The following is a 14,890-nucleotide window of genomic DNA, read 5'->3' as shown; positions in this document are numbered from 1 at the left end:
CGACGATCGCCGGGCGGCTCACCGCACGCATCTCGACGTCACGACGGCGACACTGTGCGCCTTGTGCAGGCCGTCAGTCAGGCGGGCGTGCCCGTTGTGCGGTAGTGCTCGGCCTCGAGTTCGGCGATCGCGCGGGATGTGCGTTCACGCAGCAGTATCGCGGCGGTGATGCCGCAGATGACGGCGATCACCAGCGCGATCCACGAGAAGCGCTGCAGCCAGCGTTCCGCGGCCATCCCGGCGAAGTAGATCAACGCGGTGGTGCCGCCGGCCCAGCAGATGCCACCGGACACGTTGGCCGCCAGGAAGCGCGGGTAGGGCATCTTCAACGCGCCCGCCAGTGGCCCCGCGAGGATCCGCAGCAGCGCGATGAAGCGACCGAAGAACACTGCCCGGACACCCCAGCGGTTGAACGTTCGTTGGGCGAGCGCGACGTGCCCCGGACCAAAGTGTTTCGGAAATCGTCGACCCAGCCGGTCGAACAGCGGCATGCCGAACCGGCGGCCGATCGAATAGCCGATCGAGTCGCCGATGACCGCCCCGATCACCGCGGCGGCGCCGACACCGACCGGGTTGACGGCGAGGTCGTGATGCGACGACATCAACGCCGCGCTGACCAGCACGATCTCCCCGGGGAGGGGGATGCCCAGGCTCTCCATCCCGACCACACCGCCCACCACGAGGTACACCGCGAGCGGCGGGATCGACTGCAGCAGGGCCTCCACATCCATGGGTCAAGCATGCCTGAAGCATGCTGACCGCGCGTCGTTTGCGGCCAGCCCAGCGGAGGTCGCCGCGTCGAACACGACCGTCGTCGGCGGGCCACTTTCCGGCAAGGGCGCCAACCCCCAAGGCCGAAAGCTCAGGTGGCACGGCGGCGTTGAATCGCTGGGGTCAGGGCAGGAAGCGCTGCCGCAGCCGCTGGAATGCCTGCGGTTCCCGACAGAGCCGGTAGCGACGGTACAACTCCCGCGCCAGCACCGGGACGGGGGTGGTGGTGGTGTCCAGCTCGAAGTCGTATTCGGCATCGGCATGGGCGGCGCGGGCGCTTCCCCGGTTCCACCCGGGATGGCGGTCGCCGCGTTCCGCCTCCCGGCGAGCGCCCTCCTCGTCGGAGACGTGCACCCCCACCATCCAGACCTGACAACCATCGAAGATTCGCAGGGCATCCACCAGCCACTGGCGCTTCCAGATCACGTCATCGGCGATCACGTTCATGCCGTTGTCCAGGTATGCCCTGATGGCGCGGTAGCGGGCATGCATGGCCCGGTCCAACAGAGGGCCAGGGTGTACGGTGAACCACTCCAAGCCGTCGGCCTCGACCACGCTCTCCCAGGTGTAGTACTCCGGCCGCACCCGGGCCAGATCGAGCTGCTCGGGCGGCAGCGCGAACCAGAACAGATCGATGCCGATATGCATCCAACATTCCGCGGCCAGGTCCTGAAACGCCTGGGCGACCGATGTCTTGCCGGCGCTGGATCCGCCGTTGAGGATGATGAGCTTACCGCGTGCCACGCCCGTCATAGCCGCCCGAGAGTATCGCACCGGCACCGGCATCCCGGCGCGCCCGGCGGAGTCGGCCATACGTGCTGTCACGGCACATCCGTCCCGTTCGCTTCGCTGTTTGCTGCGGAATTGCGGCGATCCACACCGGTGGCCGCCTCGGCCGCGGCGGCGTCAGCAAAAACCGGGACGTCAACCCTGGGATTTGCCGGCAGCATCGGAAAGCGACACGCGGTTGCCAAAATTACCTTCGAGGCATTCGCTGCGGGGATAGGATTTGGTGCCGCGAGTGCGCTTCGCGGCAGACGATTGGATTGCCCCGCGTGGGAGGTCGCAGATGTCGTTTATGTTTGCGGTGCCGGACTTGATGACGACGGCGGCCTCGGAGTTGGCGGGGATCGGGTCGATGATCAGCGCGGCCAATGCGGCGGCGGCGTTGTCGACGACGGCTGTGCTGGCCCCCGCCGCCGACGACGTGTCGGCGGCGGTTACGGCCTTGTTCGGGTCGTATGCCCAGAAATACCAGTCTCTCAGCGCGCAGGCCGCGGCCTTCCACGAGCGGCTTGTGCGGGCGCTCACCGCCGGGGCGGGCGCGTATGCCGCCGCCGAAGCCGCCAGCGCGTCGTCGTTGCAGGATCCGCTGGCCGCGGTCAACGCCCCCGCCCAGGCGTTGTTCGGTCGCCCACTGATCGGCAATGGCGCCAACGGGGCCGACGGGACCGGGGCACCCGGTGGGCCGGGCGGGTTGCTGCTGGGCAACGGCGGCAATGGCGGTTCGGGTGCGCCCGGTCAGCCCGGTGGTGCGGGCGGCCCGGCGGGGCTGATCGGCAACGGCGGGACCGGCGGGAAAGGCGGGGACGGGCTGGCGGTTTCCGGCGCTCCCGGCGGTGCCGGTGGTCAGGGCGGGTGGTTGCTGGGTAGTGGCGGGGCCGGCGGCGCCGGCGGGGCCGCGGGGGTCACCCCCGTCGGGGGTGTGGGGGGCGTCGGTGGCGCCACGGGGTTGTTCGGCAACGGGGGAGCCGGTGGCGCCGGCGGGGCAGCCGCCGGGATGGGTACCACCGGCGGCCCCGGTGGCGCGGGCGGGGTGGGCGGCGTGTTCGGCAATGGCGGGTTCGGAGGGGCCGGCGGTCCCGGCGCCGCCGGTGGCGTCGGCGGGGCGGGCGGCTATGTCGGCAATGGTGGTGTTGGTGGTGTCGGTGGGGTTGGGGCGCCCGGCGGGAACGGCGGCGCGGGCCCGTTGCTGATCGGCAATGGTGGTGGCGGTGGACAGGGTGGGGCCGGCGCGGCCGGCGGTAACGGCGGCACTGGTGGCATGTTGTTCGGCGATGGCGGGACCGGTGGGCGGGGCGGGCCGGCCATGGCCGGCGTCCTCGGCGGGCTCCCCGGCAACGGCGGCAACGGGGGCGACGCCCTCTGGTTCGGTTCCGGCGGGGCCGGTGGGCAGGGTGGTACCGGTCTGGCTGGGGCAAACGGCACCAACCCCGCCCCGGGGACCACGGCCAATGCCGGCACCGACGGCACCACGAACTCTGGCGCGGGCGATCGAACGGGCGGCACCGGGAATCAGGGCGACGCCGGCACCACCAACCAGATCGGTGGCACCGGCGGGAAAGGTGGGCTCGGGGAGTCCACCGACGGCTTTGACGGCACCGGCGGTTCGGGTGGTGCCGGGGGCACCGCCGGCCCCGACGGTGGCAACGGCGGCCAGGGCGGCATCGGCGGCGAAGGCCGCACCGACGGTTCCAATGGCGGCACCGCGACCGGCGGTGCCGGCGGCAGCGGTGCCACCGGTGGAACCGGCGGCGGTGACGGCGGTGACGGCGGCGCGGGCGGCTTCGGTAACAACACCGGCGCCGGCGCCAGCAAAGGGGGCGACGGCGGTAACGGCGGTGCCGCGAGCACGGTGGCGGGCGGAGATGGCAAGAGTGGCGGCACCGGCGGCGCCGGCGGCAACGGCGGCAACGGCGGACTGTTCCTCGGCAATGGCGGCGCCGGCGGCGCCGGCGGGACCGGCGGCACCGGCGGCACCGGCGCCGCCGGCTTCGCGGGCGGTGACGGCGGCGCCGGCGGGACGGCCTTCAGCGGCGGCGGCGCCGCCACTGGAGGCACCGGCGGCCTGGGTGGCATCGGCGGTGTCGGCGGGAACGGCGGAGCGGGCGGCACCGGGGGTGTCGGCGGCAACGGCGGCGCGGCTTCTCCGTTCATCGGCATCGGTGGCGCCGGCGGTGCGGGCGGCCTCGGCGGCACCGGCGGCATCGGCGGCATCGGTGGCGCCGGCGGCAACGGCGGGGCCGGTGGCGCGGCCACCACCATGTCGGGGGGGACCACGGGCGGCAACGGTAACAACGGCGCAGTCGGCGGCAAGGGTGGCGACGGCGGCGCCGGGGGCGCCGGCGGCACCACCGGTGGCAGCGGCGGAGCCGGCGGCCTGATCGGGTGGGCCGGCGCCGACGGCGGCACCGGCGCTGGCGGCACCGGAGGCAACGGCGGCCAGGGCGGCAGCGGGGGCAACGGCGGCAACGGCGGCAACGCCCAGACCGGCGGCACGGTCGGCAAGGGTGGCGATTTGGCGTTGGGCGGTGCCGGTGGCAGCGGCGGCCCGGGCGGGTCGCCGGGCGGCGGCTCCGGAATCGATGGCCTGCTGGGTGTGCCCGGCAGCAACGGGGCCTCAGGACAAATCGTTCCCTGAGCGGGCGGACTGGGTCATCGCGCACCCAGGCACAAGTGACTTCCGGCCCTACTTGCCGCGGGTTTGTGATGCTGGCATGTAAGCGTGTGCCGAAGGAGGTCACAATGACAGCCAATGAGAAAACATGCCAGATCGACGTGCAGATCGAAGAGCAGGACGAGCGCACCCGGGCCAAGGCCCGATTCTCCTGGGCGGGCAAGACGTTGGTTGGCGTTGGTTTGGCGCGGCTGGATCCGGCCGACGAACCGGTGGCCCAGATCGGCGACGAACTCGCCATCGCCCGAGCGTTGTCGGACTTGGCCAATCAGTTATTCGCCTTGACATCGGCTGACATCGAAGTCAGCACTCACGAGCCGGTCACCCGGCTACACCATTGACCCAGGACGCGATTCCGCGGCGGTCCCAGAGGTTCCCCGGACTTCTGGGACCGCCACTCTTATCGGCTTATCGGCCCGTGGCACCGAGGTGTTCGACAAACCAGTCGCGCGCCAGCATCGCCGCTTGCTGCAGCGTGCCCGGTTCTTCGAAAAGGTGGGTGGCGCCGGGGATAACGGCAAGCTCGCATGGGGCCGGGATCGCCGACCGCGCCTGCCGATTCAGCTCGAGCACCACCTCGTCGCGGCCACCCACGATCAGCAGGGTGGGAGCATGCACCGCGCGCAGCGCTTCGCCCGCGAGGTCGGGCCGGCCGCCGCGGGACACCACCGCGGCGACCTTGACTCCGGGATGGGCGGCCGCGGCCAGGGCCGCACCGGCACCGGTGCTGGCGCCGAAATAACCGATCGGCAACGACGCCGTATCAACCTGGGCGGCAACCCAATGCGTGACGTCCACCAACCGGCCGGCGAGCAATCCGATGTCGAAAACGTTGGCGCGGTTGCGTTCTTCCTCGGGTGTCAGCAGGTCAAACAGCAGGGTGGCCAGCCCGGCGTTGTTCAAGACCCCGGCGACGTACCGATTGCGTGGGCTGTGCCTGCTGCTTCCGCTGCCGTGGGCGAACACGACCACCCCCGTCGGGCGCTCAGGAATGGTCAGCTGGCCGGCCAGCGACACCGGGCCGGCGCCCACCCAGACCTCCTCGTCGCGCACCGGTGCGCCGTCGCTTGCGGTGTCGCTGGCCATCGCCGGAAAGCCTGTGCGGGCGCGGGCGAGCAGCGCGATCACCTCCTCGTCGGAGGTTTGCGCAAAGTTGCGATAACCCTGGCCGACGGCGAAGTACGGCACCGGCGTGTGCAGGCACACCACCTCATCCGCATGCTCGGCGAACCTTTCGGCGATGTCGGTTGCCCCGATGGGCACCGCCAACACCACCCTGCGGGCGCCCTGGGCACGCGCGACCTGGCAGGCGGCCTGCGCGGTGGCCCCGGTGGCGACACCGTCGTCGACGATCACCGCGATGCGCCCGCTGAGCGGAATCCGGCCGTAGTCGCCGCGAAAGCGGTGCGACCGGCGGGCCAGCTCGCCCCACTCCCGGGTTTCCACGGCGGCCATGGCACGGTCGGTGAGGCCGACCTCGCGCACGACGGCGTCGTTGACTACCCGCACCCCGCCCTCGCCGATCGCGCCGAACGCAAGCTCGCAGTGCTCGGGCACGCCGAGCTTGCGCACCAGCAGCACGTCGAGGGGCACCCCCAGCGACTCGGCGACTTCGAAGGCCACGGGAACCCCACCGCGCGGCAAGCCCAGGACCACGACATCGTGACCGCGCAGATGCTGCAGACGGTGTGCCAGTTGCCGACCGGCGTCGGCACGATCCGTGAACTGCCCCATGGTTTCAGTGTGGCTCCCACGATGACCCGTCGCTATGGCCACAAGTCCCTTCACCAAGCGACCAAGCTCCCCAAACCGCCGGCGCCCCGGCTAACGCCGGCTGACCAGCCGGTCGGTGACGACGTAGCGCAGCAACGCGCCCACGCCGTCTGCGGGGGCGATCCGGTTGTCGGCGCGGACCAACACGGCGCCCACCGCGATGGCGGCCAACGGCAACGCCTCATCGGCCCTGGCCACCCGTTCCACCGGTTCCCCCAGTTCGGACAGCGTGTCGGCGTCGGTCGCGACCGTCGTTCGCGCCTTGCCGGTGACCACCGTGGCGTCGCCCAGCTCCCCGACGATCAGGGTGTCGACGTCGCCGTCCCGCAGCGCCGCACACACCGCGGCCAACCCTTCGGCGGCCAGCCCCGATGCGCGCCCGATTTCGGCTTCGAATCGCTCCCCGATGTCGGTCATCTCGGCGGACCGCCGCCGAGCGAACTCCGCGGACGTCAGGTCGCGGATCTCGTCCTCGTCGATGCCGCTGGTGCGCGCCCCGGCATGCAATTGCAGCACCCGGTCCGCCACGCGCTGCGGCAGCGCGGAAACCACGTCGGTACGCGACCGCACCTCGCCACACACGAACACCACCTCGGGATCCGCTTCGTCCACGAGTCGGGTGAGGTGGTTGGCGATCGCGCGGCAGTTCATCCGGATGGCCTCCTCGGTGGTGCGTTGCAGGTCGCCGTAGCCGTGCCAGCCCGCGGTGACCGGTTTATGCACCGGGAAGCCACCGCCGTCGATGCTGGTCGAACTGATGGTGTCGCCTTGATAGAGCTTGACGTCGGCGCCGGTGTGATCAACCGCGGCAAACACATACGTCGGTCGGCGCATCTCCAGGTCGATCAACGGCACCACGTACGGATAATCCGACAAACGAATCACCGTAGCCGGTGGTGGGGCGATCAGATGCTCGTTGACCAGCACTTGCTGGCTGGTCACGATGAGCGCACGGCCGCGTCGACCCACTGCGGGCCGAAAATGCAGCACGGCATCTTCGAGTCTGCCGACGAGTTCCGCGCTCGCGCCGTGGTCCCTGAGATGTTTCCGGATGTCGCCCCACGTAGCCTCGAGTCTTTCGGCGGCATCAAACGTGTCGTGCGAGTCGTCGAAATACACCGAGGCGAACGGAGCCCCCGCGTCCACCAGCCACCGCAGGCGTTCTGATCGCATGTCATCCCTCTCCGCCGTTGTTGGGGTCCCCGCCTTTCGTCAACCGTATGAAGGCCGGACGTGGCCGCGCGAGAGTCGTTAGCCCTTCGTTAGCCCAGATGTGGGTCTGTGGCCCTAGTCGTCGTGCTGGCACGTGCCCTAGAGCCTTTCGGCACTCCGCTCGCCAGGCAATGCGCAACCGCGACCGTGGTGACCAACGCCCCGGCGCATATGTGGCTTTGCGCCCCTACCCGACGGCGGGATGTGCGCGCAGCATGGACGCGTGGGCCGTGCTGACAGGGAGGCTGGGCTATGAATCACTTGTCAACTGTGCATCGGCGTCGCACGGCAAAACTCGGCGCGTGGCCGATCGGATGGCTGAGGTCCTCGGCGCCGAGGTCGTCGAACCCGAGTCGGTTGACCTCGAAACGCTCCGCGACTATGACCTAGTCGGCTTTGGGTCCGGCATGTATTTCACGTCCGTGGACGCCAGGTCGCGCAGGTTGCTGCGCCGGCTGCCAGTAGTCGACGGGGTGCCGGCGTTCACGTTCTTCACCAGCGATGCCCCGCAGATCCCGCTGGCGGGCTATACTATGCCGATCCGGAAACTACTTGCCTCCAAGGGTTTTCGTGTGCTCGGATCGTTTTCGTGCCGCCGGTGGGACACGGTTGGGCCGTTCGGGCTGGTCGGCGGCATCAACAAGGGACGGCCGGACGAGCACGACCTGCATCGGGCCGCCGCATTCGTCGGGCGGCTGTGCGCCCGGGTTGTGCTCTCCCAGACCGCGTCCGGACCGATGGCAACCGACGAGCGCACCGTCCTTGCAATGGTGCGGGGCCTCGTCGCCGAGGTCAGCCCGCGTGCCAGGCCGTTTGCGGTGAGGCTGGACACTACGTTTGAGGACCTGGGGATCGGCAGCCTTGAGGTGGCGGAGCTGCTGCTGCGCGTCCAGGACAAAGTCGGGGTGGCGCTACCCCCGGGTTGCGGCCGTTTCACATCGGCGCGTTTGTGATAGCGGCCCAGGCCGGCGTGCTCGCCATATCCGTGGCCATCCGCGGGACGCCGGCAATACTGCGGCCGGGCAGCACTTCCCACGCCGGGGGCCGTCCACATCGTCATTGGCGAGCCGATCCGGCCCGCGGGCTCGGACCGGGCCGCCGCGGTCGAGTTGCAGCGCGCCGCACGCGACGCCGTCTTGCGCCTTTCGGGTGAGCCGGATGTGGACTGACAAGGCATTGGACCGCCCATGCCAACACCGTGCGCGGATGACTTTCGGCGCGACGTAAGTCCCTAACCCGTCGTTTCCGGTGCTGTTAGCTTTGCCGCCATGGCAATGTCGGGCAGCGATGGCGGGCACCGGCCGGGAGTTCTTCATCGGAGCCCGGCGGGTATCGCCGGCTTGAGCAGCGTGGCCAGACCCTTCGTGCGCGCCGGCCGATCATGGCGTGACTATCGCGATCGAGGGCCAGATGCGCTGCCGATCGCACGACCCACCCTTGCCCTGGCGGCGCACGCGTTTCGGGACGAAATTGTCCTGATGGGCTTGAAGGCGCGCCGCCCGATCAGCAATCCCGCGGTGTTCGAGCGAATCAGCGACGAAGTGGTCGCCGGCTTGAAGTTCTACCGGACTCGAGGATGGCTGCAGAAGCCGCGGGAATTCTTTGCCGATCCGCCGCCACTCTCAGATGTCACGGTCCGAAAGGTCAAGGGACGCAGAAGCTCCTTTTATCGCATCGTCTTCGACAGCGGGTACGCTCCGCATCCGGGTGAGCCGGGTAGGCAACGGTGGCTGGGATACACCGCGAACGATCGTGAGTACGCACTGTTGTTGCGTCACCCGAAACCGCGTCCCTGGCTGGTGTGTGTGCATGGCGCCGAAATGGGCCGGGCTTCACTGGATCTCGCTGTGTTCCGCGCCTGGAAACTGCATGACGACCTCGGTCTGAACATCGCCATGCCCGTCCTTCCGATGCACGGGCCCCGTGCGCGGGGCCTGCCGAAAGGGGCGGTTTTTCCGGGAGAAGATGTCTTCGACGACGTGCACGCGACCGCTCAGGCGGTGTGGGATATCCGTCGGTTGTTGTCCTGGATTCGGCTGCAGGAGCCCGAATCGCCGATCGGGCTAAACGGCATCTCGCTCGGCGGGTACATCGTGTCGCTGGTCGCCAGCCTCGAAGAGGGTCTCAGCTGCGCGATCCTGGGTGTCCCCGTGGCCGACCTAGTCGAGCTGCTAGGCCGCCACTCTGGACTTCGTCGCAACGATCCCCGCCGCCACACGGTGACGATCGCCGAACCGATCGGCCGAATGGTGTCGCCGCTCTCACTTACCCCGCTGGTACCCATGCCTGGCCGTTTCATCTACGCCGGTGTCGCTGACCGGCTCGTGCATCCACGCGAGCAGGTGACCCGCCTCTGGGAGCATTGGGGCAGACCCGAAATCGTGTGGTACCCAGGTGGTCATACGGGGTTCTTCCACTCGCGGCCGGTGCGGCAGTTCGTTTGCGATGCGCTGCGGCAGTCAGGGCTCCTGGACGCGCCAGCGACCCAGCACGACCGCCCTGCCTAGCCTGAATCTGTGGTGGATGCCAACCATTGAGTCGCCGCGCACCATGATCGTCGCGTCCGGGTTGATCGCTATCGCGGGGGTGATCGCCTGCGTGAGCTGGGATGCGGCACCGCGCCCAGAGGCGGCTTTGCCGCTGCGTAGCCGCTCCTGGGCGTTCACCGGCGGCGCGGTCGCCGTGGACAGGGTGGTGGTCTGCGGGGGCGGGCCCAGCCGCGGCAGCGCGCGGCCTACCGCGGCGAGCTGGTTGGTGTGCCCGAAGGTGAACTCGCCCAGCAAGATTACCAGCGTCGACGGGCATACGCCTCGTTGAACGCCCGGGGCGTGCGGCCGGCGTGCAGCACGTTGGCGTCGGCGAGGCTGTCCGCGCCACACATCATCCCGGCGACGATCGAGTCAGCTTGCCGGCCGGATTGACCGCCCCGGAGGCCACCCGCGTCGACGGCAGGTGCGCGTGCTCGTGTCGATCAGCCGCGAAAGACCGGTCTGCGCAGCCGGTTCCAGCCGGTGGTGCACGTATACCATGAGTGCATCGGAAACGCCTTCTCGGCCTGTGGCCAACTGCGATCTCAGGACTCGTGTTGTCGTAGCGTAAGTCGCCGGCCCGGCCACGGATTTGGGCTATGGGTCGTCGTCCTCGTCGTCCCCGTCGCGGAGCAGCTTTTCGGGGTGGTGGAACGGTTGATGCGAGGATGGCCGCGGTCCAGGTGGCGCGGTGGTTTCCATTCGGTGTCGCCGTGGGTGTTGGTGCGGGTGCTCCAGCCGCCGGGTTGCAGCATGCGGTGGTGGGCGCCGCAGGCAAATGTCAACGCGTTGGCGTCGGTGGTGCGGCACTGGGCATACGGGGTGACATGATGGACCTCACAGTAATAGCCGCCCACCGTACAGCCCGGGGCGCTGCACCCACGATCGTTGGCGTATAAGACTATTCGCTGTGCCGGGGAGGCCAGGCGTTTGCTGTGATAGAGCGCCAGCGCCTTGCCGTGATCGAAGATCGCCAGGTAGTGCCGGGCGTGGCGGGCCAGCCGGATCACATCGCTCATCGGCAGCAGGGTGCCCCCGCCGGTGAGTCCGGTGCCGGCGGCGGCCTCCGCCTCGGCCAGCGTGGTGGTCACGATGATGCTGGCCGGCAGGCCGTTGTGTTGGCCCAGCTTGCCGCAGGCCAGCAGCGCGCGCAGCCCGGCGTTGAGGCCATCGTGCTGGCGTTGGGCCGTGCTGCGGGTATCAGACTCGATGCCCTGCTGGCTGGGTGTGCCGTCCACGCACGGGGTTTCGTCGGCGGGGTTTGCCCATGCCGGGGGCGGCCAGCTTGGCCCACACCGCCTCCACGGTGGCCCGGGCCTTGCGGGGTGAGCCAGCCACGCAGCCCCGACATGCCATCGGCCTGTTGTTTGCCCAGGGTGATGCCGCGCCGGCGGGCCCGGTCCTTGTCGCGGTAATTCCCGTCGGGGTTGCGGCAGTCGGCGAGTTTGTCGGCCAGCCCGGCCAGTTGTTCGGGGCGAAACCGGGTGCCTTCCTTGGCCAGCGTGGCCTCGGCGCAGTCGCGGGTGGGCGCATCCACCCAGCCGGGCAGCCGGTGGGAGAACCGGCGGATCACCCCGATCTGGCCGCCGCCCAGCTGCCCGGCGCGTTGGGCGGCGGCGCTGGCCGCCAACACCGGCGCCAGCGGCTGGCCGGTCAGTGCGCGCCGCGGCCCCAACTCGGCGGCCTCGGCGATGCGGCGGGTGGCCTCGGCGCGGCTGATCAGCGTCCACTCGGCGATCGCATGCGCCAGTTTGCCGCCCAACTCTTCGGCGCTGGCCTGACGTGCTAGTTGGTTGATCAGCGGATGCTCGGCGGCGGGCAGCCGCCGGCGTACCCGCTCCACCCGTTCTAGCAACACCAGCCGCTCCTGGGTGCTCAACGCCTCACAATCCAACCCCAGCACGGCATCCACGCCGGCATCGAGGGCGTCGAACGCCGCGGTGATCACCTCCCGATCCATACGCCCAAACTATCGGAGGGCACCGACAACAATCCCCGCCCAGAGACCACTGAAACCAGAGTGACACAAGAGATTTCACGCCGACGGGTGAGGGCTTGCGGAGGCGCGACACCACTCGGCCGATTTGTGTGCTTGGCGCGTAGTCTAGGCGGCCTCGTCGATGACGGCGATCGCGGCGGTGATGCGCTTATGCGGCTCTCCGATAGGCGGAGGCAGGACATTCGCGGCGCCCACGTGCCCGTCGATCAGTCGCGAAAAACCAATCTGCTCAGCCAGTTCCAGCACCGGCACCAACCCGGCCGACGACCGTTGGCTTCGTGTACTTCTGCTTTCGTGCCAGAGCGCGGGCCAGTAGGCGCGCGACCCCGAGTTCGATGCCGCGCGCGAGCTCGTCGACATCGGGCGTGGCGTCGTAGTCGGCGGTGATGCCGAACACCAGCGTGTCCACATAGCTGAGCATGCCGACGACGGTGCGTAGGTGCATCGCGATGGGCGGTATTGGCAGCAGCTCCTCGATGGGACGACCCAAGATTTGCAACCGTTGACGGGGCCCTGGCACATTGGTCGCCAGCGTGACCACGCTGCGCTGCGGCAGCCGCGTCAGCAGTCGAACCGTCCACGCGCTCACCACGAACGGCACGAAATTGGTCAGCGAGACAAAGGTACTCGCCGCTTGTTGCTCGCCGCTGCCTTTCAGCCTCTCCAAGCGGGTGTGCACCAGCCGCAACCGCTTCACCGGATCGTCCTGCTCGACCGGCAGGTAGGGAAGCATCGCCGACACGCGAATATCGGTGCGGTTCATGGCATCCGGTGAGCGCACCGATACCGGGACCAACGTGCGCAACGAGTTGCGTCGGGGCTTCTCGCCGCGATGCAGCAGGACCGCGCGATAGCTATCGGTGATCGCGGCGAGGGCGACGTCGTTGAGCGTCACGCCGAAGGCCTCGCATACCGCGTCGACGTCTTTGAGGGACACCCGCGCGGCGCTGTACCGGCGCATCTTGGTCACCGAGCCGTGCAGGGAGGACTCCGCCGCCGGGGTGAGCAAGCCGGTGACGAATTCGGCCGCACCCCGCGCGGTGTGAGCGGCCAGTCGGGCGGTGGCCAGCGAAGCGCGCCACGCGCCGCCGACCCAGGTCAGCGGATTGATGCTGAGCCCGGCCGGGCTAGCGATCGCCAATGGCGGCTCCTTGGCGGCGCGGATGTCGCTGGCGAACGTCGCACCCGCACCCGCGTCGGAGAGATTCGCCAACATGCGCATGGCCGCAATCCCGTCGGCGATGCAGTGGTGGATCTTTATCAGCGCCGCCCACCGCCGGTCCGGTAGCCCTTCGATGACCCAGCATTCCCACAACGGGTGATCACGATCCAGCCTGCGTTCCATGAGATCGGCGATCGCGCGGAACAGCGCGGCGTCATCGCCGGGCTCCGGCAGCGCCGTCCACCGCACGTGGTGGGTGATGTCGAAGGTGGCGTCGTCCACCCATTCCGGCGCTGAGATTTCGAACGGGTGCTGGTGGACCACCTGCGTCAACCGGGGCACGGTTCGCAGCCGTTCCGAGAGGGCGGTGATGAGCTCATCGCGCCCGGGGCTTGGTCCATCGATGACCGCCAGCGCACCGATGGCCAAACTCAGGTGCCTGTCGGCGTCCTCGGCCTCCAGAAAACTAGCCTCCACGGTTGTTAGCTGTTCCATCTCCGGCACCTCCGATCCGCGTGGGCATCACTATCGGCGCTGTGGCGCCGGCGTTGCTAGTGCCGTTGGTCCCGAACGGGTGGTGCCAGACTTCCCACGCTGGTTATCACGCCCGGCGAGCCGACGGCATAGGCGACCGAGCCCAACGTCCGGTCCACCGGGGACCATGGACCCTGGTGAGCGGCGCGTTGCCCACGCAGACTGACGTCATGGCCAAGACGACGAAACGCATTGCCGAGACCGCGGCCTGGCTGGCAGTGCTCTACGGGGCCCGTCGGTACTACCGTGACTGGGGGGCAACCAAGCAGGAGGCCCGGATGCGGCTGCCCGGCGACGCCTTGGTGGGCGATCCGGCCGTTCAGACCACCGAGGCGCTGTGCGTCGACGCACCCGCGGCCGCGGTGTGGCCCTGGTTGGTGCAGATGGGTCAGGACCGGGCCGGCCTCTACGGTTGCGAAACACTGAAAAGCCTTGCGGGACTTCGCTACCACGACACCTATCGGGTTCACCCGGAATGGCAACACCGTGCGGTGGGCGACGTCGTTCGCCTGGCTCCCGAGGGCTGGATGGGGTTGGCCGACGGGGTGACGATGAGCGTCGCCGAGATCGTGCCCGAAAAACTTCTGGTGCTTCATGCGACGCGACCGGACCTGCGGTGGAACGCGGTGTGGTCGTTTCACCTGCTGCCGCACTGGGAGGATCGTGTCCGGCTGCTTACCCGCGCCCGGATCGCGCTGCGTCACCCCGGTGAAGTGTTCGCACTGGAACTGGTCAGGCCGTTGATCGCTTTGGGTACACGGGGATTGCTGCTGGGAATCAAGCGCCGGGTCGAGCGACTGGACGCGACCAGCCCGAGCCAGTCGTGCCCGGCAGTGATGGTCTGACGGCTTCGACGGCAGCCCCGTGCCTGACCGGCCAACCCGATGCGGCGTGGAAGTCCACTTGACCCGCGACCAGAAGGCCAAACGACCCTAGTGCCCGCCATGGCGTCGCCCTACCTTCGGTGGCAGGTGAATCGACTTGAAGGAGGATCCGATGACCACCGCACGTGACGTCATGAACGCCGGTGTGACCTGTGTCGGCGAACACGAGACGCTAACCGCAGCGGCCCAGCACATGCGTGAGCACGACATCGGCGCCTTGCCGATCTGCGGCGACGACGACCGCCTGCACGGAATGTTGACCGATCGCGACATCGTGATCAAAGGCATTGCGGCGGGCCTGGATCCGAACACCACCACAGTCGCGGAGCTGGTCCACGATCACATCTACTACGTCGACGTGAATGCAAGCATCCCGGAGATGCTCAACGTCATGGAAGAGCACCAGGTCCGCCGGCTGCCGGTGATCGAAGAGCACCGCTTGGTTGGCATCGTCACCGAGGCCGACATCGCCCGGCATCTGCCCGAGCACTCCATCGCGCAGTTTGTCAAGGCGATCTGCTCGCCGATCGCCATCGCCAGCTAGCAATGTTGGCCGGTCGGGACGGGCTT

13 protein-coding genes and 1 pseudogene are annotated in these 14,890 nt (G+C 69.1%); 7 read left to right on the top strand and 7 right to left on the bottom strand.

What is annotated here, in order from left to right; translation table 11 throughout:
- Nucleotides 1-77: 77 nt before the first annotated feature.
- Both G6N20_RS09820 and G6N20_RS09815 read right to left on the bottom strand, forming a co-directional pair.
- Nucleotides 78-731 carry a DedA family protein gene (locus tag G6N20_RS09820; RefSeq protein ID WP_083047011.1) on the bottom strand — a complete coding sequence of 218 codons (654 nt, stop codon included), beginning with the start codon at nucleotides 729-731 and terminating at the stop codon, nucleotides 78-80.
- A 163-nt stretch (nucleotides 732-894) separates the two neighbouring features.
- Nucleotides 895-1,557, bottom strand: a complete 663-nt coding sequence (locus G6N20_RS09815; RefSeq protein WP_142271958.1) for a chloramphenicol phosphotransferase CPT family protein — start codon at nucleotides 1,555-1,557, stop codon at nucleotides 895-897.
- Nucleotides 1,558-1,840: 283 nt separating this feature from the next.
- Here G6N20_RS09815 and G6N20_RS09810 point away from each other — a divergent pair, with 283 nt between their 5' ends.
- On the top strand, nucleotides 1,841-4,192 hold the full coding sequence (locus G6N20_RS09810) for a PE family protein (protein ID WP_163662930.1): 2,352 nt from the start codon (nucleotides 1,841-1,843) through the stop codon (nucleotides 4,190-4,192).
- Nucleotides 4,193-4,296: 104 nt separating this feature from the next.
- Nucleotides 4,297-4,569 (top strand): DUF1876 domain-containing protein, encoded by a 273-nt coding sequence (locus G6N20_RS09805; RefSeq protein ID WP_083052569.1) that lies wholly within the window; start codon nucleotides 4,297-4,299, stop codon nucleotides 4,567-4,569.
- A gap of 67 nt (nucleotides 4,570-4,636) precedes the next feature.
- On the opposite strand, the gene G6N20_RS09800 is transcribed toward G6N20_RS09805, so the two are convergent.
- The gene (locus G6N20_RS09800; RefSeq protein ID WP_083052558.1) at nucleotides 4,637-5,962 is read right to left on the bottom strand and encodes a phosphoribosyltransferase; all 1,326 of its coding nucleotides are present in this window, start codon (nucleotides 5,960-5,962) and stop codon (nucleotides 4,637-4,639) included.
- 90 nt (nucleotides 5,963-6,052) lie between these two features.
- Nucleotides 6,053-7,174 carry an Rv2629 family ribosome hibernation factor gene (locus G6N20_RS09795; RefSeq protein ID WP_083052560.1) on the bottom strand — a complete coding sequence of 374 codons (1,122 nt, stop codon included), beginning with the start codon at nucleotides 7,172-7,174 and terminating at the stop codon, nucleotides 6,053-6,055.
- 341 nt (nucleotides 7,175-7,515) lie between these two features.
- On the opposite strand from G6N20_RS09795, the gene G6N20_RS09790 reads away from it, so the two are divergent.
- The 3 genes from G6N20_RS09790 (at nucleotide 7,516) to G6N20_RS09780 (ending at nucleotide 10,030) form a co-directional block, all read left to right on the top strand.
- Nucleotides 7,516-8,166 carry a phosphopantetheine-binding protein gene (locus G6N20_RS09790; protein WP_179961529.1) on the top strand — a complete coding sequence of 217 codons (651 nt, stop codon included), beginning with the start codon at nucleotides 7,516-7,518 and terminating at the stop codon, nucleotides 8,164-8,166.
- 315 nt (nucleotides 8,167-8,481) lie between these two features.
- Entirely contained in the window at nucleotides 8,482-9,720 is a 1,239-nt protein-coding gene (locus G6N20_RS09785) for an alpha/beta hydrolase family protein (RefSeq protein ID WP_083052565.1), read from the top strand.
- Nucleotides 9,721-9,736: 16 nt separating this feature from the next.
- Nucleotides 9,737-10,030, top strand: coding sequence for a hypothetical protein (locus G6N20_RS09780; protein ID WP_142272249.1), 294 nt, complete (start codon nucleotides 9,737-9,739; stop codon nucleotides 10,028-10,030).
- Nucleotides 10,031-10,338: 308 nt separating this feature from the next.
- Here the strand turns inward: G6N20_RS09780 and G6N20_RS09775 are convergent.
- The 3 genes and pseudogenes from G6N20_RS09775 to G6N20_RS09765 form a co-directional block, all read right to left on the bottom strand.
- A pseudogene (locus G6N20_RS09775) lies at nucleotides 10,339-11,701 on the bottom strand (HNH endonuclease signature motif containing protein).
- Between the two features lie 144 nt (nucleotides 11,702-11,845).
- The gene (locus G6N20_RS09770; RefSeq protein WP_163662632.1) at nucleotides 11,846-11,986 is read right to left on the bottom strand and encodes a hypothetical protein; all 141 of its coding nucleotides are present in this window, start codon (nucleotides 11,984-11,986) and stop codon (nucleotides 11,846-11,848) included.
- Nucleotides 11,970-13,397, bottom strand: a complete 1,428-nt coding sequence (locus G6N20_RS09765; RefSeq protein WP_083047584.1) for a WS/DGAT/MGAT family O-acyltransferase — start codon at nucleotides 13,395-13,397, stop codon at nucleotides 11,970-11,972. The genes G6N20_RS09770 and G6N20_RS09765 overlap by 17 nt, the downstream gene beginning before the upstream one ends.
- A 209-nt stretch (nucleotides 13,398-13,606) precedes the next feature.
- Here G6N20_RS09765 and G6N20_RS09760 point away from each other — a divergent pair, with 209 nt between their 5' ends.
- Together G6N20_RS09760 and G6N20_RS09755 are read left to right on the top strand one after the other, a co-directional pair.
- Nucleotides 13,607-14,281, top strand: coding sequence for a hypothetical protein (locus G6N20_RS09760; protein ID WP_083047582.1), 675 nt, complete (start codon nucleotides 13,607-13,609; stop codon nucleotides 14,279-14,281).
- Nucleotides 14,282-14,432: 151 nt separating this feature from the next.
- The gene (locus G6N20_RS09755; RefSeq protein WP_083047580.1) at nucleotides 14,433-14,864 is read left to right on the top strand and encodes a CBS domain-containing protein; all 432 of its coding nucleotides are present in this window, start codon (nucleotides 14,433-14,435) and stop codon (nucleotides 14,862-14,864) included.
- Nucleotides 14,865-14,890 lie beyond the last annotated feature (26 nt).

The organism is Mycobacterium shinjukuense (assembly GCF_010730055.1).
Classification (GTDB): domain Bacteria; phylum Actinomycetota; class Actinomycetes; order Mycobacteriales; family Mycobacteriaceae; genus Mycobacterium; species Mycobacterium shinjukuense.
The sequence above is the reverse complement of the archived record's forward strand: the minus strand, read 5'-3'. Positions and strand labels throughout refer to the sequence as shown.

Coding starts and splice junctions, on each gene's coding strand:
- G6N20_RS09820 (WP_083047011.1), bottom strand. CDS start 731: ATGGATGTGGAGGCCCTGCTGCAGTCGATCCCGCCGCTCGCGGTGTAC.
- G6N20_RS09815 (WP_142271958.1), bottom strand. CDS start 1,557: ATGCCGGTGCCGGTGCGATACTCTCGGGCGGCTATGACGGGCGTGGCA.
- G6N20_RS09810 (WP_163662930.1), top strand. CDS start 1,841: ATGTCGTTTATGTTTGCGGTGCCGGACTTGATGACGACGGCGGCCTCG.
- G6N20_RS09805 (WP_083052569.1), top strand. CDS start 4,297: ATGACAGCCAATGAGAAAACATGCCAGATCGACGTGCAGATCGAAGAG.
- G6N20_RS09800 (WP_083052558.1), bottom strand. CDS start 5,962: ATGGGGCAGTTCACGGATCGTGCCGACGCCGGTCGGCAACTGGCACAC.
- G6N20_RS09795 (WP_083052560.1), bottom strand. CDS start 7,174: ATGCGATCAGAACGCCTGCGGTGGCTGGTGGACGCGGGGGCTCCGTTC.
- G6N20_RS09785 (WP_083052565.1), top strand. CDS start 8,482: ATGGCAATGTCGGGCAGCGATGGCGGGCACCGGCCGGGAGTTCTTCAT.
- G6N20_RS09780 (WP_142272249.1), top strand. CDS start 9,737: ATGCCAACCATTGAGTCGCCGCGCACCATGATCGTCGCGTCCGGGTTG.
- G6N20_RS09765 (WP_083047584.1), bottom strand. CDS start 13,397: ATGGAACAGCTAACAACCGTGGAGGCTAGTTTTCTGGAGGCCGAGGAC.
- G6N20_RS09760 (WP_083047582.1), top strand. CDS start 13,607: ATGGCCAAGACGACGAAACGCATTGCCGAGACCGCGGCCTGGCTGGCA.
- G6N20_RS09755 (WP_083047580.1), top strand. CDS start 14,433: ATGACCACCGCACGTGACGTCATGAACGCCGGTGTGACCTGTGTCGGC.